The sequence below is a fragment of the Cognatundibacterium oligocarboniphilum genome (genome assembly GCF_013377855.1).
Classification (GTDB): Bacteria; Pseudomonadota; Gammaproteobacteria; order Burkholderiales; family Burkholderiaceae_D; genus Undibacterium; species Undibacterium oligocarboniphilum.
Genome location: NZ_JABXYJ010000006.1, coordinates 255540 through 278848 on the forward strand (window position 1 = coordinate 255540; position 23309 = coordinate 278848).

General features: G+C 51.0%; 23 protein-coding genes. 6 read left to right on the forward strand and 17 right to left on the reverse strand.

Annotated elements, in window-relative coordinates; genetic code table 11:
- Position 1 precedes the first annotated feature (1 nt).
- The 9 genes from HV832_RS12405 to HV832_RS12445 form a co-directional block, all read right to left on the reverse strand.
- Entirely contained in the window at positions 2-808 is an 807-nt protein-coding gene (locus tag HV832_RS12405; protein WP_176804154.1) for an endonuclease/exonuclease/phosphatase family protein, read from the reverse strand.
- 7 nt (positions 809-815) lie between these two features.
- Complete coding sequence (gene nudB / locus HV832_RS12410) at positions 816-1262, reverse strand: dihydroneopterin triphosphate diphosphatase (protein WP_176804155.1); 447 nt, start codon at positions 1260-1262, stop codon at positions 816-818.
- 263 nt (positions 1263-1525) lie between these two features.
- The gene (locus HV832_RS12415) at positions 1526-2005 is read right to left on the reverse strand and encodes a cache domain-containing protein (protein WP_176804156.1); all 480 of its coding nucleotides are present in this window, start codon (positions 2003-2005) and stop codon (positions 1526-1528) included.
- Between the two features lie 273 nt (positions 2006-2278).
- Entirely contained in the window at positions 2279-3082 is an 804-nt protein-coding gene (locus HV832_RS12420; protein WP_425330330.1) for a CsgG/HfaB family protein, read from the reverse strand.
- A gap of 306 nt (positions 3083-3388) precedes the next feature.
- Positions 3389-5194: an aspartate--tRNA ligase gene (gene aspS, locus HV832_RS12425; protein WP_176804157.1), complete on the reverse strand. Its 1806-nt coding sequence runs from the start codon at positions 5192-5194 to the stop codon at positions 3389-3391.
- Positions 5195-5261: 67 nt separating this feature from the next.
- Entirely contained in the window at positions 5262-5870 is a 609-nt protein-coding gene (locus HV832_RS12430; RefSeq protein ID WP_176804309.1) for a DUF502 domain-containing protein, read from the reverse strand.
- Positions 5871-5912: 42 nt separating this feature from the next.
- Entirely contained in the window at positions 5913-6206 is a 294-nt protein-coding gene (locus HV832_RS12435; RefSeq protein ID WP_176804158.1) for an FmdB family zinc ribbon protein, read from the reverse strand.
- Between the two features lie 79 nt (positions 6207-6285).
- A complete protein-coding gene (locus HV832_RS12440; RefSeq protein ID WP_176804159.1) occupies positions 6286-7710 on the reverse strand; it encodes a high affinity choline transporter 1 in 1425 nt (474 codons plus the stop codon).
- Between the two features lie 330 nt (positions 7711-8040).
- Complete coding sequence (locus HV832_RS12445; protein ID WP_176804160.1) at positions 8041-8970, reverse strand: LysR family transcriptional regulator; 930 nt, start codon at positions 8968-8970, stop codon at positions 8041-8043.
- Between the two features lie 262 nt (positions 8971-9232).
- Between HV832_RS12445 and HV832_RS12450 the strand changes: the two genes are divergently transcribed.
- Positions 9233-9523, forward strand: a complete 291-nt coding sequence (locus tag HV832_RS12450) for a DUF4148 domain-containing protein (RefSeq protein WP_176804161.1) — start codon at positions 9233-9235, stop codon at positions 9521-9523.
- 154 nt (positions 9524-9677) lie between these two features.
- On the opposite strand, the gene HV832_RS12455 is transcribed toward HV832_RS12450, so the two are convergent.
- Positions 9678-10223: a lysozyme inhibitor LprI family protein gene (locus tag HV832_RS12455; protein WP_176804162.1), complete on the reverse strand. Its 546-nt coding sequence runs from the start codon at positions 10221-10223 to the stop codon at positions 9678-9680.
- Between the two features lie 167 nt (positions 10224-10390).
- On the opposite strand from HV832_RS12455, the gene HV832_RS12460 reads away from it, so the two are divergent.
- Entirely contained in the window at positions 10391-10720 is a 330-nt protein-coding gene (locus tag HV832_RS12460) for a DUF2322 family protein (RefSeq protein WP_176804163.1), read from the forward strand.
- A 183-nt stretch (positions 10721-10903) separates the two neighbouring features.
- Here HV832_RS12460 and HV832_RS12465 read toward each other — a convergent pair whose 3' ends face one another.
- The gene (locus tag HV832_RS12465) at positions 10904-12124 is read right to left on the reverse strand and encodes a hypothetical protein (RefSeq protein ID WP_176804164.1); all 1221 of its coding nucleotides are present in this window, start codon (positions 12122-12124) and stop codon (positions 10904-10906) included.
- Between the two features lie 124 nt (positions 12125-12248).
- Between HV832_RS12465 and HV832_RS12470 the strand changes: the two genes are divergently transcribed.
- Positions 12249-12557, forward strand: coding sequence for a single-stranded DNA-binding protein (locus HV832_RS12470; protein WP_176804165.1), 309 nt, complete (start codon positions 12249-12251; stop codon positions 12555-12557).
- Between the two features lie 96 nt (positions 12558-12653).
- Here the strand turns inward: HV832_RS12470 and HV832_RS12475 are convergent, their stop codons facing one another.
- On the reverse strand, positions 12654-14531 hold the full coding sequence (locus HV832_RS12475; RefSeq protein ID WP_176804166.1) for a potassium transporter Kup: 1878 nt from the start codon (positions 14529-14531) through the stop codon (positions 12654-12656).
- 346 nt (positions 14532-14877) lie between these two features.
- Here HV832_RS12475 and HV832_RS12480 point away from each other — a divergent pair, with 346 nt between their 5' ends.
- The 3 genes from HV832_RS12480 (at position 14878) to HV832_RS12490 (ending at position 17924) form a co-directional block, all read left to right on the forward strand.
- Positions 14878-15651: a substrate-binding periplasmic protein gene (locus tag HV832_RS12480; RefSeq protein ID WP_176804167.1), complete on the forward strand. Its 774-nt coding sequence runs from the start codon at positions 14878-14880 to the stop codon at positions 15649-15651.
- Positions 15652-15804: 153 nt separating this feature from the next.
- Positions 15805-16953, forward strand: a complete 1149-nt coding sequence (locus HV832_RS12485) for a GNAT family N-acetyltransferase (RefSeq protein ID WP_176804168.1) — start codon at positions 15805-15807, stop codon at positions 16951-16953.
- Positions 16954-17105: 152 nt separating this feature from the next.
- On the forward strand, positions 17106-17924 hold the full coding sequence (locus tag HV832_RS12490; protein WP_176804169.1) for a substrate-binding periplasmic protein: 819 nt from the start codon (positions 17106-17108) through the stop codon (positions 17922-17924).
- A gap of 23 nt (positions 17925-17947) precedes the next feature.
- Here the strand turns inward: HV832_RS12490 and pssA are convergent, their stop codons facing one another.
- The 5 genes from pssA to HV832_RS12515 all read right to left on the reverse strand — a co-directional run bounded on the left by pssA (position 17948) and on the right by HV832_RS12515 (position 23307).
- Positions 17948-19306, reverse strand: a complete 1359-nt coding sequence (gene pssA / locus HV832_RS12495; RefSeq protein ID WP_176804170.1) for a CDP-diacylglycerol--serine O-phosphatidyltransferase — start codon at positions 19304-19306, stop codon at positions 17948-17950.
- A 90-nt stretch (positions 19307-19396) separates the two neighbouring features.
- Complete coding sequence (locus HV832_RS12500; protein ID WP_176804171.1) at positions 19397-20014, reverse strand: methyltransferase; 618 nt, start codon at positions 20012-20014, stop codon at positions 19397-19399.
- Positions 20015-20033: 19 nt separating this feature from the next.
- Positions 20034-21599 (reverse strand): ubiquinone biosynthesis regulatory protein kinase UbiB, encoded by a 1566-nt coding sequence (gene ubiB / locus HV832_RS12505; RefSeq protein WP_176804172.1) that lies wholly within the window; start codon positions 21597-21599, stop codon positions 20034-20036.
- The gene (locus HV832_RS12510; protein WP_176804173.1) at positions 21596-22177 is read right to left on the reverse strand and encodes a ubiquinone biosynthesis accessory factor UbiJ; all 582 of its coding nucleotides are present in this window, start codon (positions 22175-22177) and stop codon (positions 21596-21598) included. Before HV832_RS12510 ends, ubiB begins: the two co-directional genes overlap by 4 nt.
- Positions 22178-22386: 209 nt before the next feature.
- Positions 22387-23307, reverse strand: a complete 921-nt coding sequence (locus HV832_RS12515; RefSeq protein WP_176804174.1) for a Tim44 domain-containing protein — start codon at positions 23305-23307, stop codon at positions 22387-22389.
- Positions 23308-23309: the final 2 nt, after the last annotated feature.

A 23309-nucleotide genomic window follows, 5' to 3' on the forward strand; every position in this document is an offset into this window, starting at 1 on the left:
TTTAACGCTCTGCCTGCAGCTCCAGATGCGCCCAGAGGGGGACATGATCCGATAAATCCTTCCACGGCGCACCGTTCATCACATGAGCCTGACGTACATCAAAACCACGGACATAGACCCGGTCAAGGCATAGCCAGGGAAATCCGGCGGGAAAGGTGCGGGCATGCAGATTCTGCGACCGGCGGAACAGATGCCCCAGCCCGCTGCGCGACAGACGGGAAACATCATGCGGGGCGCGATCGTCAAACGCCTCAACCACGCCCAACTGCTCATACAGCGCGGCGCTCAGGCGTTGATTCCAGTCATTGAAATCACCGGCAATGATCAAAGGCGCGTCCGCCGGCGTATCGCGGCGTATCGTCTCGATCAGCGCCTGAATCTGACGCCGCCTGCTGGCAGCAAACAAGCCCAGATGAATCACGAAACAATGCAATTCATGAGCGCCGGTATGCACCACGGCATGCAGGATACCGCGCTGTTCATAAGCATGATCGGAAACATCGTGATTGGCATATGCCGCAATTGGAAAACGGCTCAGCAGGGCATTGCCATGATGCCCATGCTGATACACCGCATTCATGCCGTATGCCGCATGATGCGATTCTCCTGCCAGAAACTCATGCTGCGCTTCCTGCGGCCAATGCGCATGGCGCCGGGCATGATGATCGTGTTGTCCCTGCACTTCCTGCAGAAAAATCAGATCGGCATTCAGCGCGGAAATCGCCTCTTTAATCCGGTGTATGCGTGCCTGCCGCCCGAAGACGCTGACACCTTTGTGGATGTTGTAAGTCGCAATACTGAGTTTCATCGCAGGTTCAGGCAGGAATAAAATCAGGCAACAATAAGATGGCTTCTGCATTCGACGCAGAGAAACAGCGGTCCGCCGCCTCTTGCCACGGCAGCCACTGGTATTGCAGATGCTCTCTGGGTGCCAGCGTCACCGGCTGTCGCACTGGCAGGCACAATCCGAATACATGCTCCGTATTATGCGTCACACCCGGCGCATAACGGTGGCGCCAGACCGGATAAATCTCATACACATTCGACAATTGCCAGTCAGTCAGCGCATACTGCGCAGCGTCAATCCCGGTCTCTTCCCTGACTTCGCGCAGAGCAGTGGTTCGCAAAGGCTCATCCACTGTATCTCTGGAGCCGGTCACGGATTGCCAGAAGCCGGGCCGGTCGGCACGCTCCATCAACAGGACCTCTTTTTCCGGAGTGTAAATAACGACCAGTACCGATTCTGGAATTTTAAAATTCATGTCATACAAAAATGCGGAAGGAAACGGTCTTCATTATCGCACCTTTACACACTTTTTCTTCGCAGCACAGGATGCTGACGGTTTCTGACGATCCACAAAAAAACCTCAGCAAGCTGAGGTTTTTGACCCTTGCAGGTGCAGCACAAATACTGCCAATGCTGTCAGTCGCGTTCTTCAGCGACAACAGGCAATTGTGACTGCCTGCCGCGTGTGGCGACCTTTTTTCAATTACTCGTCCGCATGATCCGGCCAGATGGCGGCATTTATTTGCCGGAATACGCACCAACGCAAATCATGCTGTCACCGGCACCCCGTTCGCAATAGGATTTTTTCAGCTCGTAACTCTGCGTTGCCGGATTATTGAACTTGTAAGGGCCGTACCAGCCCTTTGACGAAGCCTTGACCATGTCAATCATGCCTTTAATGAAAGGATTGCCATCGACGTCTTTCATCCCGATCAGATTTTTACCAACCATCTTCGGGTTGGCGCCCTGCGCCAGGCAATTCCCTTCAAAATCATAAACAAATACGTACAGGTCTTTCTCCTTAAACGCACCATCAGGATGCTCGGTAAAGGCCTTATAGGCTTTTTCAGCCCCGGCTGATTTCACCAGCGCGACACCGTCTTTCACCATTTTCTGCGCATCGGCTTCGCTGCCATGTTCGGCAGCAAACACCGGAGCGGACAACAGAACTGCTGCGCCAGTCAGGCTGGCAGCAAGATAGACAGAACTCAGCTTCATAGAAACTCCTTGCAATGCACTTGCCGAACAATTCGGGAGTGAGTCTTCTTTATAGCATGTCTGTGACGCCAAATTTCGTTACTGTCGGGAATTGACAATACTTAACTTAATGCAGCGCAATAACTTATTCTGAGGCACGCCGGATGAGACTGGTGTCACACAAGCAAAGCACCATGCATCAATACGACAAGCGCATCGATGCGCCGTACCGGAAAATGACCACGGCTGACAGATCAGTTTGTCAGCCATAGCGAAATCCACATTTCTCTGGCCTTATTTCACCGGCACTGCAGGCGGCAATTCCTTGCTCTGCAATTGCTGTACCTGAGACACCAGTTTGTTATGCGCATCGAGGAAAGCCGCCACAATGACTTTCGCTTCATTGGTGTTGCTCCAGCCAGCACCAAAGCCACCGGCACCTGCGCCAAAGCTGAGTCCACCCATTCCCAGATCGGTCGATTTAGCGGCACCGGTCGATGCGGCGATCTGTTCTGTGGTTTCGTTATCGGTCAGCAGCAAAGCCACCTGCGCTTCTTTGAAACTGACTTTCTCAGCGTAACCAGTAAAATTTTTGAGGAAAGGAATCATCCCCATGATGGCGCTGATTCCGCCGCCGGCATGGTTTTCTGAAAACGTCAGGCTCGGCGTCATGGTGTATTGTGCTTCATAGCCCTGGCCTTTATGCACGGTGGTATTTTTGCGGAGTATGCCCTGCTCCTGCAAATTCTGCTCCTGAATCACGGCCTTCAGGCCCGAAGCGCGGTCAACCACGCGGAAGCAACCGCTCTGCTGCGCGAGCAGGCGGATCAGCGGTACCGGCGAGGTCGGCAGATTGTAGGAGCTCTGCATGGTGTAGCCATTCGGATTTTCAACCAGCGCCAGCGTGGCGACCGGTGCGCTGCAACGGGTCAGGGATTTGTTTGCCCCCTTCGCCCCTGCCGGGCCGGCTGAGCCTGTGACCTCAGAGGAGCCTTGTCCGAGTTCGGTTTTCTTTTCACCGCATGCAGTGAATGTCAGCGCAGCCATCATCAATGCCAGTACGCCGGTCGGGCGAGAATATCTCAAACAAAATGTCATAATCAGATTCAAAAGTCAGAAAACCGGAAAATTTACACCAGTTATCGATGAATGTAATTAATTTAATATGTAAAAAATGTAACTATATTGCTGGGCTGCACATACAACCCTGCTTCGTACTCTCAGGGCATTCTGCTGCGAATATTTTTTTTGATGCCACACGCGATGCAACAGCATTCATCATTAACTTGCCAGCCGATGTGGCGGCAATCTTCACATTTGAATAAAAATGAATAAAAAAGCGCGGAAACAGATCCGCGCTTTTTTGGAAATACCCGTCAATGTTGCACCGGGCTGTCAGCAGAATCAGGCTTTGATCGCCGGCTCCGTGGCACGCAAACGGATATGCAGTTCACGCAATTGCTTCTCGTCCACCGCTGATGGCGCCTGGGTCAGCAAGCACTGCGCGCGCTGGGTTTTCGGGAAGGCAATCACGTCACGGATGGATTCCGCACCCGTCATCATGGTCACGATACGATCCAGACCAAACGCCAGGCCGCCGTGTGGTGGCGCACCGTATTGCAGCGCATCCAGCAGGAAGCCGAACTTCAGACGCTGCTCGTCCGGGCCGATCTTCAGTGCATCAAATACCTTTGCCTGCACGTCAGCACGATGGATACGGACTGAGCCACCGCCCAGTTCCCAGCCGTTCAGCACCATGTCGTAAGCTTTCGCCACGCACTTGCCCGGATCGGTTGCCATGTAATCTTCATGACCATCCTTCGGAGAGGTAAACGGATGATGGGTTGCTGTCCAGCGATCGTTTTCCTCATCGTATTCAAACATTGGAAAATCGATCACCCACAATGGTTTCCATACGTCGTCAAACAAGCCATTCGCCTTGCCGAATTCGCTGTGGCCGATCTTCACGCGCAACGCGCCGATCGCATCGTTGACGACTTTTGCCTTGTCCGCGCCGAAGAAAATCAGGTCTCCGTCTTTCGCGCCAGTACGCTCCAGAATCTGCGTCAGTGCCGCATCGTGGATGTTTTTGACGATCGGAGATTGCAAACCGTCGCGACCTTTTGCCAGCTCATTGACCTTAATGTACGCCAGACCTTTAGCGCCGTAAATCGCGACAAACTGGGTGTAGGCGTCGATCTCGGAGCGCGGCATGTTCGCGCCGCCCGGCACCAGCAGACCCACCACGCGGCCATTGTGCATATTGGCAGCACCGGAGAACACTTTGAAATCGACATCTTTCATCACGTCGGTCAATTCGGTGAATTTCAGCTTGACGCGCATATCCGGTTTGTCGGAACCATACAGGCCCATGGCTTCAGCAAACTCCATGACCGGAAATGGATTCGGCAGATCAATATCCAGCGTGTTCTTGAACACCAGACGGATCATGCCTTCGAACATATCACGGATTTCCTGCTCGGACATGAAAGAGGTTTCGCAGTCGATCTGGGTAAATTCAGGCTGACGATCCGCACGCAGGTCTTCGTCACGGAAGCACTTGGTGATCTGGTAGTAGCGATCGAAGTTGGCCACCATCAGCAACTGTTTGAACAATTGCGGAGACTGCGGCAACGCGAAGAATTCGCCAGCGTTCACACGCGATGGCACCAGGTAGTCGCGCGCGCCTTCCGGAGTTGATTTGGTCAGCATCGGTGTTTCGATATCGATGAAACCATTCGCATCGAGGAACTTACGCACTTCCATCGCAACCTTATAGCGCAAGCGCAGGTTGTTCTGCATCTGTGGGCGACGCAGATCCAGCACGCGGTGCGTCAGACGGGTGGTTTCAGACAGGTTATCATCATCGAGCTGGAATGGTGGCGTAACAGACGCATTCAGGATTTCAACCTGATGCGCCAGCACTTCGATTTTGCCGGATTTCAGGTTAGCGTTACCTGTACCTTCAGGACGTGCACGTACCAGGCCGGTAATCCGCAGACAAAATTCGTTACGCACAGTTTCAGCGGCCTTGAACACATCTGCGCGGTCAGGGTCACATACCACCTGCACCAGACCTTCCCGGTCGCGCAGATCGATAAAAATCACGCCGCCGTGATCGCGACGACGATGCACCCAGCCGCACAGGCTGACGGTTTTGCCGAGTAATTCCTCAGTAGTGAGGCCGCAGTAATGGGTACGCATGGACATAATTTCTTACCTGTCTGTATTCAAAATTAAAAATGAGTCAGCCGGCAGCTTTTGGCTGCGTGGCTGTTTATTTCTTGTCGGTGGGGAGATGTTCGGGAGCCACCACGCCCATGGAGACGATATATTTCAGTGCCGCATCGACACTCATATCCAGTTCAATGGCGTCTTTTTTCGGCACCATCAGGAAAAAACCGGACGTCGGGTTCGGCGTTGTCGGTACATAAACACTCACATAGTCACCCTGCAGGTGATTCACAACATCGCCACCCGGCACGCCGGTCAGGAAACCGATCGACCATGAGCCCTGGCGCGGATACTCGATCAGCACGGCCTTGCGAAATGCATTGCCGGATGACGAGAACAAGGTATCCGATACCTGTTTCACACTCGAATAAATCGAATTCACAATCGGGATGCGGTTCAGCAGACCTTCCCATGCTTTCACCACATAATTGCCAACGAAATTTCTGGTCAGCAAACCTGTGACAAAAATAATCAGCACAGTCAGCACGGCGCCCAAACCCGGCACCCGGAAACCGAACACCGCTTCCGGCCGCCATTGCTCAGGAAGCAGCAGCAGGGACTGATCCATGGTGCTGATGATGGCGTGCAGAACCCAGAACGTGATCGCCAGCGGAACCAGGATCAGCAGGCCGGTAATAAAATATTTTCTCAGCATGGTCAGTGAAAAACGTGAAGACGACTGGTTAAGGGAAAATCAGGCAGAGGCTGTTTCGCCCGCCGCCGGAGCCGGTGCTGCGGTTTCCGTCGCAGCAGTACCGGCATCCTGCGCCGCAGCAGGCGCTGACGTGCCGGCAGCGCCGCCCGAACCGCCACGGAAATCGGTGACATACCAGCCAGAACCTTTAAGTTGGAAACCGGCTGCAGTAACCTGTTTTTTAAACGCAGCCTTACCGCACGCAGGACAATCATTCAGCGGCGCGTCGGAAATTTTTTGCAGGACATCTTTTGCAAAACCACATTCTTCACAACGATAAGCGTAAATCGGCATACTCTTGCCCCAAAAAACTGATAAAACCCTGAATTATAAAGGTTTTCAGCAAGAATTTGCGCATTGCGTCAAGAAGAGCTCAGATTGCCGCCTTACCCTGTGATACCTGAGGCAATAATGAACCCAATACCATGCCGACCATACTCATGAGCACCCCTACCAGCTGAGGTGGCCAGAATCCTTCCGGCGCAGTGATTTCCAGCGCTACCCAGCAGCCGATACCCAGAAGAATCGAAACCAGCCCACCCTGCGCAGTGGCAGGTTTCCAGTACAAGCCGAACGCCAGTGGAACAAAGGCCGCCACCAGCGTGACCTTATAGGCATTTTCTACCATTTTGTAAATGCTGGATTCGGTATTCATGGCAAACAGGGTCACTACTGCCGTAAATGCCAGCACGACAATGCGCATCATCAGCAGGAATTGCTTATCGTTCTGTCTGGGGAAAAACGGCTTCAGGATGTTTTCGGAAAATGTGACGGAAGGCGCCAGCAAAGTCGCACTGGCACAGCTTTTAATCGCCGACAACAACGCACCGAAAAACATTACCTGCGCCAGCATCGGCACTTTGGTCATGATCAGGGTCGGCAGAATCAGTTGCGAATCCTTATCGATCAGACTGGCGACCATGCCGGGATCAATCAGTGTTGCCGAATACGCCAGAAACATGGGAATAAACGCAAAGCAAAAATACAGAACACCGCCCAGAATCGAGGCGCGGCCGGCGATCGCTTCATTTTTTGAAGAGGCGACCCGCTGAAAAACGTCCTGCTGAGGGATGGACCCCAGCATCATCGTGATCCAGGCGGCAAAAAACCATAGTGTCTCCCGGGCTGTCGGCGCGGGCCAGAATTCAAATTTGCCTGCGCTTGCCGCATGTTCGATCACCATGCCGGCGCCGCCGACCATGCCCGACACTTCCCAACCGATATACATCATACCCACCACAATAATGATCATCTGCAGGAAATCAGTGATCGCCACTGACCACATACCACCCATCAGGGTGTAGATGAGCACGCTGGCAGCACCAATCATCATGCCGGTATTCATCGTGATGTAGCCGCCGGAGACGACATTAAACACCAGTCCAAGCGCCTTGATCTGGGCTGCAACCCAGCCCAGATAGGAAATCACGATGCACAGGGTGACCAGAATTTCGACGATGCGACCAAATTTGTTGCGATAATAATCACCAATGGTCAGCAAATTCATCCGGTACAAAGGTTTGGCGAAAAACAGCCCCACCATGACCAGGCACAGTGACGACCCGAAAGGATCAGCCACCACCCCCCTGAGTCCTTCTTTGACAAAAGTTGAGGAAATTCCGAGTACCGCTTCTGAGCCGAACCAAGTGGCAAACACCGTCGCCGTCACGACATACATCGGCAATGAGCGTCCTGCAACGGCGAAATCCCTGGAGTTACTGACATAGCGGGCTGCATACAAGCCGATACCTACAGAAATAACCCAATACAGAATAACGAACCAGATAAGTGTATTCATGAAGATGCTTGTACAAGGATGTCAATCATGTCAATAAAAAAACCCGCTAATTTTCTGCGGGCATTATATAGACAATCTACCGTGAATATGCACCGTTCAGATAGAGAAATCCATCGGAAAAAGCGGTTTCACAGTGATTTTAGCTATCCGGCAATCCCGATGCAGGCGTCGAGCCGGATGACGTTCCAAGAGGTCCGTGTCATCACTGCGTCATTCAGTCCGATTATGATTTGCGACAGACATGTGAGCGTCTCCCGGATGAAAAATCCTTTTAAGCAGCCTGCGGGCTGCTTTTTTTTCGGAAAACCGCCATGCAATCATGGTAAAAAATCAGACATTCTGCTGCCAGATATCCTGTTCCGGATGTGGAAAACGGGCAGCGATAAAGTCAACGAAGCTGCGCACTTTCGCAGAAAGCTGGCGCCGGCTCGGATATACCATGGAAATAGATACCGTGCCGAAGCAATGTCCAGGAAACAGACGAATCAGCCGTCCCTGCTCAATATCATCCCCCTGCTGAAATGAAGTGCGCAATACCAGCCCCATTCCAGCCAGAGCGCAGACACGCAGCACATCGGCATTATTCGATATCAGACTGCTTTGTATCGGGATCTGGCGCATGGCAGACGGATCCTGACAGCGCTCGCGCACAAGCCAGTGATCACGCAAAAATTCATAACTGAAATTCAGACAACGGTGCTGAGTTATATCGTCCGGCGTCGCCGGGGTACCATATTTTTCCAGATAGGCCGGAGCAGCGCAGACCAGCACTTCAGATGTCGCCAGCTTGCGTGAAATCATATTGGCATCGACTTTTTGCAGATTCAGAAAAAAGCCGACATCGATCCCCTCCTCCACCAGATCAATATGGCGATCTGTGATTTTGATATCCAGAACCACATCCGGAAACTCCCTGGCAAATTCAGGCAGCAGCGGCGCCAGCTGCGCTTTGCCAAAATGCGGCACGGAATACAGTCGCAGCGTCCCGCCCGGCTTTCTGGACGCATACGAGGCAATTGCTTCGGCATCATCAATGTCAGCCAGAATCTGGCGTACCCGTTCCAGATACACATGCCCGGTTTCCGTCAGTGACAAGCGCCGCGTTGAGCGGTTCAGTAACCGGGTTCCCAGATGATTTTCAAGGTCTGCAATATAGCGCGTCACTACCGCATTCGACATTTCCAGCGCCTGGCCCGCACGGGCAAAACTACCGAGTTCGACCACTTTTGAAAAAAGCCGCATTGATTGCAATCTGTCCATTTTCAAGTCCTTTATTATTCCCGATTCAGCAATAGCATATTCTCAATAAGCTACTTTATTGCTTAAATAGGAAAGCCTACACTGCTTTCATCGGTTTAAGGCGACGTCTGACTGGATGAAGCCCGGATACACCGAACTGCCGCAAATTCTGCAACGACGTTGTTGCAGTCATTATCGGAAGTGCGCACCACTTCTCATAATGATTGAAAACGGCGCCTGCATGGCAGTCTCTATAGATAGATTCATACAGACAGGAATTATCATGACACTCAAAAAAATCATACTGGCATCCACCCTGATCGCTTTTGGCAGCAACGCTGCAATTGCTGCCGAAACATCGGCTTCCGCGGCTAAAACCCGTGCGGAAGTCATTGCAGAACTGGTACAGGCACGCGCTGATGGTGAAGAAATTGGTAGCGAAAGCTTCATCTGGTATCCGGCGCAAAAAGCTGCCCGCGCCAAAGCCAATGAAGAAGTCCGGCTGACCGCAGCAAAAGCTGGTGCGGACAATAAAGTAACTGTAGTGAATATGCAGAAAACTCAGCAGAACTGATCTCTGCCAATAGCTTCACCAATACAAAAAGCGCATCCACCGTGGGTGCGCTTTTTGTATTTCAGAAGGACAGACTCACATCTGCCCCTCTCAGTAATTGTGTTTAGTTCTAAATATTGCCACTTCAGACGTCGATTCTACATTACAACTAAAATTAATCTTGTATTTGAGGATTAGGTAATACGGGTGGAGTAGAGTCAAAATAAGTAAGATAACTCTTCCATACTTCGTAAATGCGTTCATCGTATAAACGTATTGTACATTCGGCAGATTCTCGATAGCGGGCGCTTCCATTTTGGCGACTGTAAATGTAGCCACAATGTTTACTTACGTATGTTTCCCAAATTTTCTGTGTTTCAATTAGCTCATCATCGTTACCATAATCTTTCTTTTCCTGTATTTTTGCAGTGGATAGATATTTTTGAAGTTTTTCCGCTTTTTTTCCGATTTGAGCAGATAAGCAATTTGTATCTTCTATAGTGTTTTTGGAATTTGGACACAGTAAATTACTTTGAGTTGCTAATGCGATACTGCTTGAAAAAGTAAAATATACAACAGCTATGAGTTTTGAGAATTTCAAGTTTTTCATTTTTAAATAGAAATATTTGTTTAAAAATTTTATTAAATCCAAGCTTATCTTTAACGCATAGCAGCTTCTTTCTGATGCTGTACCGGCTGACATATCAGGCCAGACTGGCACACATGCACAGCATTATTGCCGCTTATGGCTGGTATCAGTCCTATTCAAAGGAACCGCTACCGATCGACCGACTTGGTGCCCGCTTTTAAGCGTTTTCAGACCGCCTGACGACATCGCCATGCACAATTTTTTGATGCGATCTGTCTGTTATATCGAAGGAAAACAGAATGCAATTTACTGAAATTTTAGCCACCCTGCCTGCCATCGATCATATTGCTGCGCTGGAATTATCGAACAATGCAGGGCTTGTCGCTCGTTTGGAAAACAAGCCAGGCACCGCAGGTAGTGTGCGCGTCTATCATGCACTGACACAGGAATTTGGCAAGATTCATGCTGCAGCGGCGACCAAGGGGCTGGCATTGTATGCGGAACATACGGCGGATGCCAAAACATTCCCGGGCAAGCATCCGAATATCGACCGCCTGCTGGCATTGAGCACCAGCACATCAGCGAATGCGGATAGTCAATCATTGACCGTCAGACTGATTACACGATAGCTCTGCAGTATAGCAATTCAGCGTAGATATCTGACAACTCTGGCAGAGTTGCGCCGAGTGTTTCCATATCATTTTTTTCGCCTCATGTTGATAATTCAGCGCTTCAAAACAGAAAAATATTCTCTGCGCACGACCAGAATCATTTCCCCTGTTTTGCCGCCAGACCTGCCTATTCCGACAGCATCAGAGCAGCATCATCGATGCACTTTTCGGGTACCTCAACAGATCAGTCAGCACCTGCCAGCGTAAATCCTGATTTGTTTTTCCTGCGCGTTTTTCTATATAAGCCTGCACGACATCCTGACCAAGGTTGTAGTTGATCACATACGAGCGCAGATGTTCGATAAAACGCAGACGCTGTGCCGAACGGTCGGCATCAGACAGGTTATATTTCATCAACATAGCAATCGCTGCATCACGCCCTATATCGCCATCGAGATATTGCTTTGCCACCATATTGCCGGCATAAGACAGCTTTTGCAGCACCGCCTGTATCTGATAATAGCGGTCGGCTTTGGCAGGATCAATGTCGGCCAGCGGGAACAGGACTTCCTTTTCAAACTGCATGCGCTCTGCATGTGGGAATGCGACCTCAATACCATAATTGGCGCTGCCCTCAGCCAGAAATGACATCGGTGAATACAGTGGATAAATCGCATATTCAATCCAGCCTTTTTCTTTGACCAACCCGTTCTCGATGAGCACATTAAAAACATGGTGACCGGGATAAGCTTCATGACTCGCGAGGTCGATTGCCCGGCTGATGAACATCGGGAAATCCGTGTTGACTTCGATCAGGCTGTGGCTGTTGCCTTTGTACCAGTTATATGCACTCCAGACTTTATTGCTGACATAGGCGACCTGAAAACTTTCATTCTCAGGTAAGGTGATATAGCGCCGGGTGCGGCGACGGGCTTCATTGATGGCGGCGGTGAAAACAGCGTCGAGCTTATCGCGTGGAATTTCAAAAGCTTTGTTGTAGATCGACAGGCTTGCATTCAGATCGCTGTCTCGCATTTCTGCAGGCAACAGATTTGCCAGTTCAGCGAGCGTGATGTCGAGATCAGCCGGTGTCACAACAGGCGACACGGCGTCATATAAAGCCAGTGACTCCTCATCAAACGGTAAGCGATGTCCGGCCAAGTGTGCAATGAAAGTGCGGGCAGCTTGCAGCTGTTTGATTAAAAAAACCTGTCGCTCTGCCTGCTCTGCCGGAGGTTGCGTCAGATGTTCTGCCTGCTGCACCAGAACATTGGCGATATCCTGCAATTCCGGCAACGGCAACAACTGCGCCTCGTCCTGCCAGGCCGCGGGGCCGATATAGGCGTCCACATAATCAGGGTCATGCTTTCCGACGGCCAGCACCAGACGGACATACGCTTCCGCAATCTCATTCAACCCCATATTCACCTTTCATCTTCACAAAACTTGAGCACCGACGCATGTTTGCAAAATAACGCAATCCGGCGTCTAATGTGCATCAATATATCATGCTGTTTTAATAATTATCTTTATATTGAGGGAGCAAATGGCTGATGGTCTGATCGCAGGTCGCATATACGGCTATGCGGAAGAGCGCAGCGGTAGTGCCGGCTCCGTGTATGTGACGTGCAAAGTCAAAGCAGTGACCGATCACGGTGAGACCGTGATTTGCAATGTCATTGCCTTTAACGATCTTGTCAGGAATAGGCTGCTGACATTAACGGATGGCGATAGCGTCGCGCTGTCCGGTGCGCTGACACCGAAAGTCTGGACGGATAAACAGGGAAAAGTGCGACCCGCGCTCGATATGCTGGCACATGTTATTTTGCATCAGATGCGTTCAGGGGAAGAGTAAATCTGCATCTGTCCAATAACTGAAAAAAAACCTGCAGTATTATCGCTGCAGGTTTTTTCCGTTCGGATATCGCTGAATAAAATGACAAGGCAATGCTCAGATCTCGACCTGAGAGCCCACCTCAATCACACGGTTCGGTGGAATCTGATAATAATCTGCCGCATCGCTGGCGTTGCGTGACATCGCCACAAACAGCATTTCGCGCCAGAAAGCCATGCCACTGCCAGGACGGGAGATAATCGTCTGCCGCGAGATAAAGTAGGAAGTTTCCATCGGTTCAAACTTCAGCCCTTGCGTAGCACATTGTTCCAACACTTTCGGAATGTCCGGCTCATCCTTGAAACCATAGTTCACATCAATCTGATAGCACTGATGGCTGAGGTCGGTGATCTTGATCCGGTCTGCCATAGGAACCCAGGGAATTTCTTTGTTATGTAAAGTCAGAAATACCACACGGTCATGGATGATTTTGTTGTGCGACAGATTATGCAACAAGGCGTGCGGCACCCCATCAGCTTCGCCGCGCAGGAAGATCGCGGTTCCGGCAACCCGGATTGGCAGTGAAATAAACAGGGAAGACAGGAAATCCTCCAATGGAATTGCGTGTTTTTTGAGATTTTCAAAGACCAGCTCACGTCCGCGTTTCCAGGTCACCATAACGGTGAACATCGTGATGCCCAGTACCAGCGGGAACCAGCCGCCATGGATAATTTTAAGGACGTTGGCGGAAAAGAACGCAAAATCAATCGTCAGAAAAAACCCCGTTGCTGCAAAACACAGCAAAGGATTCAGCTTCCAGCCATAGCGGATGACAAAGAAAGTCAGCAGCGACGTCACCAACATCGTACCAGTCACAGCAATACCGTAAGCAGAGGCCAGATTCGAGGAGGAACTGAATCCGACCACGGCTGCAATCACCACCGCCAATTGCAGCCAGTTGACAGCCGGAATATAAATCTGGCCGATCTCATTGGATGAGGTATGCACGATATTCATACGTGGTAACAGCCCGAGCGATATTGCCTGTTTTGTCATTGAGAACGTGCCGGAAATCGTTGCCTGGGAAGCGATCACCGTCGCAATGGCGGACAGCACCACCAGCGGGTATACGCTCCATGCACCCAGTTGCTGATAAAACGGATTGCTGACGGCAGCGGGGTTGGTCAGCAGCAATGCCCCCTGCCCCAGATAATTCAGACCCAAAGCGGGAAATACAATCATGAACCAGGCAACGCGGATCGGCTTGCTACCAAAATGCCCCATGTCTGCATACAATGCCTCTGCCCCTGTGAAAGCAAGCACCACTGCGCCAAGCGCAAGAAAAGCCAGCCAGCGGTATTCCATCAGAAAATGTACCGCATGCCAGGGATTAAGCGCCCCGAGAATCACCGGTGAACGAATGATGTTATACAAACCCATTGCAGCCAATGTGAAAAACCAGATCAGCATGATGGGGCCGAACCATTTACCGATGCCGGCAGTCCCTTTTGACTGCACGGAATACAGGCCAATCAGCACAACCAGTGTGATCGGCACGACATAGGGATTGAATGCGGGAGTCGCAACTTCCAGGCCTTCGATGGCAGAAAGCACGGAAATAGCCGGCGTAATCACGCCATCTCCATAAAACAAGGCGGCACCGAATAAACCGAGTATCAACAAAAGAAATTGCCACCGGGAAGATTTGCCGACGGATTCCAGTGCCAGTGCCGTCAACGCCATGATCCCGCCCTCGCCGCGGTTATCTGCCCGCAGTATCAGGGTCACGTACTTGACGGCAACGATGATGAACAGCCCCCATAAAATCAGGGAAACGACACCAAAAATATTCGCCTCAGTTAGCGGAAGCCCGTGTTCCGCGGAAAAAACCTCTTTCATGGTATAGAGAGGACTGGTACCTATGTCGCCATACACGATACCGATGGCAGCCAGCGTCAGCCCGATCAGGCTGCTTTTTGTATGTTGATTAGCCAATTTTTTGCTCTGTAATTATTGGTGCATTGCACAATAGGTGAAGTGCCTGAATTTTTCAAGGACGATTTACGATTATCCCGAGGTGTGAACTTTGCGCAACAGGAGATTGCATTTATCTCTTCTTTGCCCATGATTTCAACACAGAAGCCTGACAAATTCAAAGAAAACTGGTGGCAGTTGCAGATTGCTTGCAATTCAGCGTTAAATTGCTCAACATAAGATCGCAGGCAGGTTGTGGAGCCCTCAGAAGACCTTTCTGAAGGGTTGACAGAAAACATACTTCTGCGCGTTACCAGATCCGGTACAGCTTGATGTGAGCGGTTTTTCGTCAATCTTCAAATCAGGTTTGGCCTTACATTTTATCGATATGCGATTTTTCCGTTCGCGGGTTCAATACCTTTGTTATTTCATTGCGACGCTGCTTTGCAGCTTGCCGTACTTCAGTGCGCGGGCAGAAGAATTCATCATACAGGTAACATCAATTCCACCTTACGTACTGGATGGTCCGCGCCAAGGTATTGCCTGCGACCTGATCGCGCAGGCACTGGCAACACAGGGTATACAGACCAAATTTGTACGTTCCAATAACAAGCGGATGGAAATCGATGTCCGGAGCGGCAATGCTGATGCGGGTTTTGCGGGGATACCTGCCGGAACATCCAACGTCTTTTTTTCTGATCCGGTATTGGAATTTGAAAATGTCGCCGTCACGCTCAGCGATCAGCACTTGTCGTTGCGAACACTGTCTAATCTGGCAGATAAGCGGGTCATCGCTTTCCGGAATGCGCCCAGCATTCTGGGATCCGAATTCGCTGCAGTGATTAAAACAAGTTCGTTTTATTTTGAAGCCAGTGAACAGCATTCTCAAATTCCTATGCTCGACGCCGGACGCGGCGACGTCATCGTGCTGGATAAGCGGACTTTCCTGTACTTCGCCATCCTGCAATATGGCGAGCAAAAGACAAGAGAACGCTATCAGATTCATAGCCTGTTCCGCCCTGTTCCAAGAGTACTCGCCTTTCATCGGAAAGAGCAGCGTGACCTGTTCAACAAAGGCTTAAGAACCATCCGGGAAAATGGCGCCTATGCAATGATCCTGCGCAGTTACCTGCGGGATTAGTCCGTTTATTAACAACATTCCGACGCGACAAAGTAACGGCTCCACTTACGACCAGATCCCTTGTCAGGTATGAATACTTGCGCTACATTCGGACTATCCATTTGTAACACTCTGTTGCAAATCGCGGTTTTCTCTCATCAAAAATCAAACCTTATGTCCGGATTACCGCCCACGCTCAAAAAAATTCTTATCACGGAGAAGACAGGACTGACCAAACTGGCAACCGCATGGCGCGCTTTAGAGCAAAAAGTGAGTCACGCCCTGCCTTTTCAGACTTACGACTGGAATCTGTGCTGGTGGAAAATCTTTAACGATAATTCTCTGTTGCACCGGAACCTGCCAGTAATTGCAGCTATTTTCAATGGCAACGAACTGGTCGCCGTCATGCCTTTGACCAATAGTCACATCGGCTTTCAGAGAATATTTTTATATCGCTATGTGCGCCCCTTCGGCGCAGACCCGAATCTGACCGAGCTGCGTATTCCATTAGCGCTACCCGGTTACGAGCAGGTGATACTCGGTATGTGGGAAGAACTGGCACGACATGAAATGTTTGGCCTGACCGAATTTCAGATCATCCATCAGTCGCATCAGGTAAAACTGTTTTTACTCAATAATCACGCACTGCATCCGCTGACAGAGCGCAACATCCCGAATTACATCCTGCATTTAAATAGTGACTGGCCTTCATTTAAGAGCCAGCTCAAACGCAACATCAAGGAGTCATTAAGGAGATGTTACAACTCGTTGAAGCGTGATTCGCTGCAGATGGAGTTCGTCGTTTTTCAGGGGCGGGAGCAGGTACAGAGACATCTGCCTGCTTTTTATGCCCTGCATCGTCACCGCGCTGCTGCTGCCAATACGGTGGAACACCCTGATTACTTTTCCAATCCCAGGCACCAGGCATTTCTCTCGCTGTTGCTGGACTCTCCCTTTGCCAGCCGGATGTATCTGTTTTGTCTGAAGCTGAATCAGAACATCGTTGCACTCCGCCTTGGTTTCCGGATGAATGACGAACTCTATCTGTATTACTCCGGTTACGATCTGGCCTACGCCCGGTACAGCGTCATGACAACTGTCCTGGCAGAAACCATACAATGGGCGTTTCAACAGGACATACGCCGGATCAATCTCTCCGTGGGTGAAGATATTTCAAAAACCCGCTGGAATCCTGAGGTCATTCAGTACACCGAATACCAATGTGTGCGCAACTCATGGTGGCGGCGTTATACAGGTGAACAGATTTTCCATCTTCGTCAGATCAAAAAAAATCTGCGCCCTCAGCTAAGATCTGTGAAATAGGTATTTTTTTCTGAAAGCAAAACCCCATTAGCGGCGTAACATAAAAATAACCTGGCAGATGAAATCTAAATCAAGTAAATTGATTCATACGGCAAATGTGTATGCAAGTGTTAAACCGGTTGATCTTTTTTCAAAGGGTACCGTTCTCCACCATGATCAGATCCAGCTTCCTGAGACTATCCCGGATATGCCTGTTTCCGTGTTCGGCATTCCTGTTGTGCTGGCTGACCTCCATCTCCATTCATGCGCAAGAACTCCAGATTTATACCGAAGACTGGCCGCCGGTCAGCTTTGGTCAGGGAATGCATGCAGAGGGACTCGCCGTTGATATCGTTCAGGCGATACAAGCAAAGATAGGCAGCCATCACCCGATTCAGGTTGTTCCCTGGGCGCGCGGTTACAAAGCCGTACTGGAAGAACCCAACGTGCTGCTCTTTACAGTCGGGCGCTCCGAAGAACGTGAAAAACTGATGATCTTGCTCGGTCCGGTCGCCGTTTCGAGCACAGCGCTGTATACCCGCAAAGGCAATGCCGCCTACCTGCAAAGCCTGGGGGATGACTTACAAAAGATGAAGGTCGGCGCCTACCGCTCCAGTATTTTTGCAGACACGGCACAAAAGAGAGGATTTTATAATCTCGAGCTGGCTGCAAATCCGCACATTATCGCCAATATGCTGATGGCAAAACGTTTTGATCTCTGGGTTGAAGGCAGTCTGGTAGTGCCTTCCATCATGAAGGAAACCGGGCATGCACCGGATGACGTCGAAAAGGTCAAAGTGCTGGACAGCCTGGAGCTGTATCTGGCGTTCTCCACCCAGACAGCCCAGACGACAGTCAGACTCTGGGAAAATGCGCTGCGGGCGATCAAAAAAGATGGCAGCTTCGCCCGCATTTATCAGAAATGGCTTCCGAACGAAACTGCGCCACTGCAAGTCATCCGCCTTGATCCACCTGCCACCTCCATACGCTGACAGGTTCATTTCCAGAACAAAAGTTATAGTACGCGATAGGCGAGCCGGTCGAGCCGGATCGTGCTGAGCCGGGCCAGTAACCGTCGTACCTGCTCCGGATAATCCCCGATCTCCTGAATTTCCCGATAATGCAGAATCGTCTTTGTGTGCTGACGGATACTGGATAATTCGGCACTCCACTGCTGCTGTAATTCCAGCGCAGGATCGCGAATCAGCAAGGCATTTTCAAGATCCAGCCGGAAAGCGCGTGGATTCAGGTTATTACCGGTCATCAGCGCATACCGCTGATCTGCCCAGATGCCCTTGAGGTGATAAGTATTCTCGCCTTCGCACCACAGATGTACTCCCAGCTGCTCCCTGACGATATCGGCCTGATGTACTTTCACGAAACGCCGCAGATTCATTTCATATAAATAGGGTAAAGCGGAAATGACTTTGAACGGCTGCGCCGGATCAATAAAAAAATCATTCGCCGTTTTATCGCCAACGATGATATCAACCCGCACACCACGCTTTAAGGCACGATTGATCTCTCTGGTAACTGCCAGCGGAAAATTAAAATAAGGAGTACAGATCGTGATCTGATGCCGGCTGACTGCAAACAGTTGGCAAATCACCCTGTTCAGAGGATTATTCTTTCCAACACCCACCAGTGGAGTCACGCTGAGGCCAGACTGAGATTCAGAATAGCCTGCATCAAACTGATATCTCGCTTTTTTCAGCTGAGCCCGGAACTCCCGGATTTCATGGCGTAAGTTGCCGGTTGGCGAAATATCCGGCTTATCCAGACGATGCACAGCCGAAGCCGACAGCAAATGCCGGCGAATGAAATTCACCATCGTAGTCGCGAGCATGGCATTATCAATCAACAGGTAACGATCATGCCGGTATTTATCCTGCTGATGCAGATACACATTATTAATGCTGGCACCGCTATATATCACCGTATCATCAATGACAAAACCCTTCAGATGTAGCACGCCAAATAATTCTCTGGTCTGCACCGGAACGCCATAGACAGGAATTTGTTCCGCCTGCAAGCGACTGAGCTCCTGATACCAGGCTGCGTTGCCTGCGACCTTGCCCGGTACACGCGCCTCTCCGATCAGCCCCCGCTGCGCCCGGTGCCAGTCAACCAGCACCACGATATCGATGGCAGGCCGCCGTGCTTTGGCCGCATACAAAGCCGCCATTACCTGTGCGCCGGCTTCGTCATTCTGCAAATACAAACTGCACAGATAAATCCGGTGTCTGGCCTGGGCAATCGCATTCATCAGCGCCTGCCGGTACTCGGCCGCACTCAGTAAAGTTCTGACCTGTTCAGCCTGTAGCGGAATACCCGGTATTTGCTCAAGCGGAGAAAGATGTCGGATCAAACGCATAGAAAGTCAGTTATTGAAAGGCGATGTCGATATCAAGGATGCAGGATACCCAGTCTGGGTCGGAAAATTTTAAAAAAACTGTACAGAAAACTATTCATTAGCCAGACGCCGCCATATCTGCCAGCATTCTTTGCCAGCAAACACCGGTATGGAGTCTGCCACCGCAGCCTCAGCGATTAATTCAAAATACGGTGCCATCAGGGCCTGCCAGTCAGCCGGGTGCACCGTGAACGGCGGACCTTTCTGATCAGCGCCTGGTGCATCATCCAGATAAATAAATCCTGCCAGCAATCCTCCGGCTGGCAGCAGATCCGCCCAGCGACGGGTAATTTCCGGTCTGCGCGAAGGTGGTAAAGCACAAAAAAATGCGCGTTCATAAATCAGATCCAGCGGCATCTGAGGTTGGTATGTGAAAAAATCCGCCTCTTGTACATGATGTCCCCATGCACCGATCGTGGCACGTGCGCTTTGCACCGCAGCCGCAGAAAAATCAATCGCCACCACAGGCCATTCTGCCTGCGCCAGAAACGCCGCTTCATATCCATTACCGCAGCCGGGAATCAGCGTGGATAACGGACGCGCTGATTGCGCAACAAATTCCTGCAAGGCAGCAGGTACATCCCCCTTATCCCAGGGTGTAAAGTCCTTGCGAAAGCGCTCATTCCAGAATTCCGGATGGGTAGGATCGCGGTGTATAAAATCAGCCATGCTGCCTGCCCTTTCCTGCTTAATCTATCCAGTAAAAATGCAGCAGCAGTTGCGCAGCAAGAATACCGGCGCACAATCCACCGCCAAAATACACGATCACCCGCAGGAGATTATTGGTGCTGCGCTGCTCAGCCAGCAACGCTGCCAGCATCTCCTGCTGCGGGTTGCCATCGCCAGCGCGCAGCAGAGCCTGATGCGCCAGCCTCGGTAGTTGTGGAAATATATGGCTGTATCGCGGCGCTTCCGTTTTCAGTTTATCGATCAGGCCACGCCAGCCGACCTGCTCGCTCATCCAGCGTTCCAGATAAGGTTTAGCGGTTTTCCATAAGTCGAGTTCAGGATCGAGCTGACGTCCCAATCCTTCAATATTCAACAAGGTCTTTTGCAGCAGCACCAGTTGCGGCTGCACTTCCACATTAAAGCGGCGTGAGGTCTGGAACAAACGCAACAGCACCTGCCCAAATGAGATATCTTTCAGCGGCCGGTCAAAGATCGGTTCACAGCACGCCCGGACCGCAGCCTCCAGTTCATCGACCCGGGTCTCTTTCGGCGCCCAGCCGGATTCAATATGTGCTTCGGCCACTCGCTTATAATCCCGCTGGAAAAATGCCAGAAAATTCTGCGACAGATAGTCCTTGTCGAAATCATTGAGTGTGCCGACGATACCGAAATCCAGCGCGATATAACGGCCAAAGGATGCCGGATCGGTCGAGACCAGAATGTTCCCCGGATGCATATCGGCATGAAAAAAACCGTCCCGGAAAATCTGGGTGAAAAATATTGTGACGCCATCGCGTGACAGTTTGGACAAATCCACACCTGCCTCCCGCAACTGATCGATCTGCGAAACCGGAATTCCTTTCATGCGCTCCATCACGATCACAGAAGCGGAGCAATAATCCCAATGCATTTCCGGTACCAGCAATAAATCCGAATCATGGAAATTGCGACGCAACTGGCTGGCATTCGCCGCCTCGCGCATCAGATCAAGTTCATCGTGCAGATACTTATCAAATTCGGCCACGACTTCGCGCGCCTTGAGACGCTTGCCATCGGCCCATAGCGTTTCCAGCCACCCTGCTGCAATCTGCATCAGCGCAACATCTTTATCGATAGTTTCTTTCATCCCGGGGCGCAAGACTTTCACCGCCACTTCCCGTCCATCTTTCAGCGTGGCAAAGTGCACTTGTGCGATCGACGCGGAAGCCACCGGTATCCTTTCAAAATCCGCAAACAACTGATCAGGATGCGCACCCAGCGATTTCTGAATCTGGGCAATTGCCAGATCAGGATCAAACGACGGAACCCGATCCTGCAACTTCGCCAGTTCATCGGCAATGTCTGCCGGCATCAGATCGCGTCTGGTGGACAGCACCTGACCCAGTTTCACAAAGATAGGACCAAGATCTTCCAGTGCCTTGCGCAACCGTTCTCCGCGCGGTGCGGATAGGTCACGCCAGAATAGTACGGTCTCCAGCCATCGGGCAATACGCGGAACCTGAAAACCGGAAATGACGATTTCATCAATACCATAGCGCAGGGTGACACGGATAATTTTCAATAAACGCAAAAATTTCAAAATCATGAACGTACCTTTTGTTGTTTTTCTATTTTCTCCATGCGTTTGAGCAGTCGCTCTACGTCATCGCGTGTTTTGTTGACTCCTGCTGCAAATTCCTGCACCTCAGCAGGACGCACCAGCAGAGGATTTTCATCCAGAAAATACTCCGCCAGATTTTCCTGTAATTGCTGATGTGCCTGTTGTACATAGGTTATGGCTGAACGGACGCCGTCCACCATGCGCACAGCCGCGATATCACCGACGATGCGGCTCAGATCGGCCTCAGCCTCCCATCGCAATTGCTGGCTCAGCGTTGAAATCGTGTTGGCGAAATCTGCATCACCGTCAATCCGCACATAAGAAAATGCCTGTTCACGACGTTGCAAAATCAAGGGAATATCTGCTGGCCGGATACGAATCGTCACATTTGCCGGTGCGGATGCCTCTGCGTTGCTCAGCAGACCATCTACGCTAACCAGCAAGCGGATCTGGATGATTTCAGCATCAATACAGGCGATTTCTCCGGCATGCGGAAGCAGTAGTTTCCTGGCCCAGGATTCCTGCGCAAGCAAATGATTAATAAAAGGAGCAATTGAAATCATAGGAATAAATAAAAGGCGGCAACCGATGAGCTGATGATGCAGAAATGACGTACACCACAAGAAGAGCGCCTTGACGTAACGGTTACCGGCAACACGCCCACCTCAAATGAAAAACCGCCCGGCAATATAGCGGACGGTCTCCAGTTTAACAGTTTATCTGCGGAGTCAAGCGATGCCCGGCATCCGGCTTGACCCAGATAAAGACAGCATCACATTTGCTGAATGCCTGCCAGTACCCATCCGCCCTGGCCATTGACCGGTTTGGACAAATTCCAGACTTCGTTGAACGCTTCTGCCGGTGCATTCTGCGCCTCTTTGATCATGCCGGTAAATTTAACGCTTGCCAGATGGTCAGGCCCCACGGTTTCAATACCCAGCAATTCAGCGTCTATCGAAACGACGTCTGTCACATTCGGAGCCGGACCGCGCTCCTGGATTTCCAGTTTTAATTCTGCGTACATTTCCGGGGTAGTGAATTCGCGCAGATCATTAATGTCTGCCTTATCCCATGCAGCTTGCAAGCGGATGAAATAGGTTTTGGCATTCCGCAAAAAGCCGGGAACGTCAAAATCTGCCGGAATCCCCCAGGTGGTCGCCGGCGCCGCTGCGCTGCTCTGGAAAGACTGCGGCTCCAGACGGGCGCCAATTTCAGGCGTTGCCTGAACTGTGCCGCCGGCATAAGCAGGTTGTGCAAATGCAGACGGGGTATCGCCTGCAGTTTTATTGCCACGGAACAGGCGGATGATAAACATGATCGCAAAAGCGATCAGCGCAAATGTCAGCAATGAGCCCAGCATGCTGGCAGCAGCGCCACCCAGGCCAAAATGAGACAATGCTGCACCCAGCAAGGCGCCGCCAATCAATCCACCAACCACACCCTTCCATGGGCTGGCTGGCTTAGCAGCCACCGGTGCCGGAACAGGTGTCGGCTGCACAGCTGGCTGTGGCGCAGCTGCCGGACGTGCCTGATTCGTATTATTGCTGCCGGAAGGCTGTGTGGCCTGGCGCGACACATTGGCAGACTGACGACCAACCGAGCCACCGCCACCCAGACGCTTCGCATCAGCATCATGCATAGTCATGCTCAGCGTGCTTGCCAGCATGATCACCGCGATCAGAAATTTTTTCATTT